This is a genomic window from Lysinibacillus sp. fls2-241-R2A-57, assembly GCF_030209535.1.
Classification (GTDB): Bacteria; Bacillota; Bacilli; order Bacillales_A; family Planococcaceae; genus Lysinibacillus.
This window is the reverse complement of the sequence record NZ_JARVRU010000134.1, coordinates 1-4,016: the sequence shown is the minus strand read 5'-3', so window position 1 is coordinate 4,016 and position 4,016 is coordinate 1. Positions and strand designations below refer to the sequence as shown.

3 protein-coding genes are annotated in these 4,016 nt (G+C 35.6%); all 3 read left to right on the top strand.

What is annotated here, in order from left to right; translation table 11 throughout:
* Positions 1 to 267: 267 nt before the first annotated feature.
* Positions 268 to 1,230 carry a tRNA dihydrouridine synthase gene (locus QRN68_RS19250; RefSeq protein ID WP_285398513.1) on the top strand — a complete coding sequence of 321 codons (963 nt, stop codon included), beginning with the start codon at positions 268 to 270 and terminating at the stop codon, positions 1,228 to 1,230.
* A gap of 191 nt (positions 1,231 to 1,421) precedes the next feature.
* Positions 1,422 to 2,780, top strand: a complete 1,359-nt coding sequence (locus QRN68_RS19245) for a trypsin-like peptidase domain-containing protein (RefSeq protein ID WP_285398512.1) — start codon at positions 1,422 to 1,424, stop codon at positions 2,778 to 2,780.
* 650 nt (positions 2,781 to 3,430) lie between these two features.
* The coding region (locus QRN68_RS19240) for a hypothetical protein (protein ID WP_285398511.1) at positions 3,431 to 4,016 on the top strand (586 nt) is incomplete at its 3' end.

The window sequence follows — 4,016 nt, the reverse complement described above, 5'->3', positions numbered from 1 at the left end:
GTACGTACGGTGGTGTGAGAGGTCGGGAGTTAATCACTCCCTCCTACTCGATTTTAACTTCTTTTAGCGGATTAAAAATACCATTCAGGACCGATTTTCGTTAAAATAAACATTGTTGATTTTCACAAATTATAAATGCCAAATGTACTTGTGTTTGATAATAAGTTATTGAGCATGATATAAGTGTAAAAGAAGTGGAACATTTGGCTTCATATTTTTGACCAAGAGTTTGAAGTTGTATCCATAGTGAGAGGATTTGAGTTTGAAATGATAGATAATTTTTGGCGTGATTTACCGCGACCATTTTTTGTACTTGCACCAATGGAAGATGTGACAGATGTTGTTTTTCGTCACGTCGTAAGTGAAGCTGGTCGACCAGACGTATTTTTCACAGAGTTTACAAACTCGGATAGCTATTGTCATCCAGAGGGCATGAAAAGTGTGCGTGGCCGTTTGATTTTTACAGAAGATGAACAGCCAATGGTGGCTCATATTTGGGGGGATAATCCCGAGTATTTCCGTCAAATGAGTATTGGCATGGCAGAGCTAGGGTTTAAAGGTATCGATATAAATATGGGCTGCCCTGTGCCGAATGTGGCATCAAGAGGGAAAGGTAGTGGCCTTATTTTGCGTCCAGACGTTGCGGCAGAGCTTATTCAAGCAGCAAAAGCGGGCGGACTACCTGTCAGCGTGAAAACACGACTTGGCTATAACGATGTCAATGAGTGGGAAGAGTGGCTCACGCATATTTTAAAACAGGATATTGCGAACCTATCTATTCATTTGCGTACAAGAAAGGAAATGAGCCAAGTAGATGCGCATTGGGAGCTAATTCCTGAAATCAAAAAATTACGTGACCGAATCGCACCAAATACGCTACTAACAATCAATGGAGACATTCCTGACCGTCAAACTGGGGAGCAGCTTGCTGAACAATATGGTATTGATGGCGTGATGATCGGGCGAGGTATTTTTAAAAATCCTTTTGCTTTTGAAAAAGAGCCAAAAGAGCATAGCAGTAAAGAGTACCTTGATCTTTTAAGACTGCAGCTTGATCTTCAAGATCAATATGCGGAAGCACTACCACGTTCAATTACAGGGCTTCATCGCTTTTTCAAAATTTATGTCAAAGGATTCCGTGGAGCTGGTGAATTAAGAAACCAATTGATGAACACGAAATCAACAGATGAAGTGCGTGCATTGCTTGATAATTTTGGAAAAGAATGTTGATGGGAAATGAATACTTAAAAAAATAGCTAAACGTTTAGAAGTTAACTACTCTTGGGGTGTTGACTTCTTTTTTTAAAATGAGTTGAAATGAATTGTACTTTTTAATTTAATAAAGGATTTAGAGGAATATGAGCGAATTGTATATAAGTGCCAAATATATAAATATACGTGCTTAAAGGAGATGGAAGGATATGATTGTGACAACTAGACCTTTAAAAATAAAATATAAAAAGCCGGACAATCCTCTTCAGGAGTTTATGCAAAACATTCAATCCAATAGCTCCCTTACGAAGGAAGTTGTTTTTCTACGATATATCGGTATACCTGATTCTGTAGATCTTTATAAGGAAAATATTTTAAAAATGGATGAGTATTTTTATGCTAAAAAGCAAAGTGTGCATTATTTGCGATTACATAAACTGGAGGTCATTACCAATAATAAAGATATAGATCGATTTGCGGAGCTTTGGGAAAATTGGCAAGCTGCTGTTAACAACCCTCCGATACTTTACAAGACAACTTTATGCAGTAGATTAAAGAATGATCAACTTGAATGGACAAAAAAACTTAGCTTTCAAGAAATCATCCATATTTATAAAGAAAATCACCCTAATTCCAATGCCACTTTATTAAAAAATTTTGCAGTGAAATTTTTATACTGGATGGATTATTATTTGCCTCAAATTTTTTCTGAAGATAACCAAACAGTGCAGAAAATTGTTTTTATTGGTAACATTACTCAGCATGAATTATTATTCTTATATTTCTTATCGACACTTGGTTGTGATATCTGTTATATGAATCCTAAAGAAGACATTCCAAATTTGCCTCCAAGCATAGCAGCGTCATCTACTTTATTTAAGTGTCGTGATGTCTACGAAAGGGAATTAGTAATACCTAAATCTCTGCCAAAGAAGAGTACAACACCGCAACAAACAATGATTCTTCCGGTTCAGAGTAAGACTACAGGAGAGTGTAGCTATGAACAATTAGCTTCTTTAGCCACATCTGTTGTAATGATTAAAACGTTCGGAGAGGATCACGAGGTGTTGTGCTATGGTTCTGGTGTTGTTCTTCATCAAGATGGTTATATTTTAACAAACTTGCATGTTGTGAGTGGTGGTGAATATTATTCTGTACTATATGAAAACGATACGAACGAACATATTACACATCAATTTGTAAAATATCATGATATACATGATTTGGCTATTCTTAAAGTGAATAGAAGAAGTAAAGCTTTACCAGTTAAAGTGGAAGGTCAATTAGTTCGAGGACAGAAAGTCGTTGCTATTGGCAGTCCTCTAGGATTATTTAATTCTGTTTCTGATGGTATTGTTTCTGGTTTCCGGGATATTCGAAATATGTCTATGATTCAATTTACAGCGGCTATTTCAAACGGAAGTTCTGGTGGCGCTTTATTGGATATGCATGGGAGATTGGTAGGTTTGATTACAGCAGGCTTTAATGATGGTCAGAATCTTAATCTGGCTGTACCTGCTCATTTAATTTATCAATTTGCTCAAAATTTTATTGAATTGCCGAGTTAATTTCCAGAGAGATGTCAACTATATTCTTTATTCCAACATTTGTTGGCACAGGTATTGAGATGGACCGTAGATCGCAAAGAGGGGCAAAGAACCCCTCTTTTTTGTTGCCTAATTTAAAGTACCTGATCTCTTCTTTATTTGTGTAAAAGCCCGCAGATTTAATAAGCCCTTTGATCTCATTTTAAAAAGGTATCATTAGGATATTGTTCTCATTAATGCGAGCGTACCTTTACCATCATATCAACTTATAATTATTCTCTCCGCCATAAATATATTCACAGTTCGACACAGTTCCATTTCTTCTACCGACTGCTTAAAGTATCACTTTATCCTTCTCTCACACTGTATATCTAACTACTAAAATTCAAATTTTCCCGACCTTCAGTATTATTTTTTTGTTTATTCAGAATAATAGTGCGTATGGATGTTGACTTTTTATCTTCGGTTTATTAGCATATTTAATGAAAAATAACCATTTAATGGTTCTGATTCCATATATGTAATTAATGCTGGAATATTACCCAAAAATAAAGTTAATAACAAAAAGCGTCTGTTGAATGTTGATAAATGATCGGTGTATTTAATAGGAAAGCAAAAAAATACAAGGTTATGAGATAAAACGAATAATAGAAATCGAAGGAGAGAAAACAATGAATTTCATGGATGAAGAAGTTATCGAGATGACGAAGCATGCAAGGCAGAAGAAACGGATGGAGAACATCGAAAACCAATTATTACATACGGACATTGTTAAAGCGATTAAAGAAGGTCAGCTAAAGATTGAGGATGAAACAATTGAGTTTACAGAACTTGGTTTTTATGAGAATCAAATTAAAATGTGTATTCCTGCAACATTCGAAGTGATGGAACAGGAATTAATGGATATTAAATATCCCTCAAGCCGTAGACCCGAGTATATCTATACAAGTGAAAGTACGTCAATCAACGTCACAATGAAAATGATGGAACAACAGATTAAGGAAGAGGAATTAGAAGACTTCACAGAGGCCATGATGACTATCCTTCAAAAAACGCAGCCAACTGCAAAAATGTTGGATATCGGCATGAATGATGTGAACGGTGTACAAATTGGTTACTTCGATTTCATCACGCCAGCACTAGATAACAAGATTTATAATTTAATGTTTTTGTTTATAGTAGGCAAGAATGTGACGATGGGCTCGATTAATTGTTTGAAAAAAGAAATGAACATTTGGAAACCCATTGCTTACGGCA

Coding starts and splice junctions, on each gene's coding strand:
- QRN68_RS19250 (WP_285398513.1), top strand. CDS start 268: ATGATAGATAATTTTTGGCGTGATTTACCGCGACCATTTTTTGTACTT.
- QRN68_RS19245 (WP_285398512.1), top strand. CDS start 1,422: ATGATTGTGACAACTAGACCTTTAAAAATAAAATATAAAAAGCCGGAC.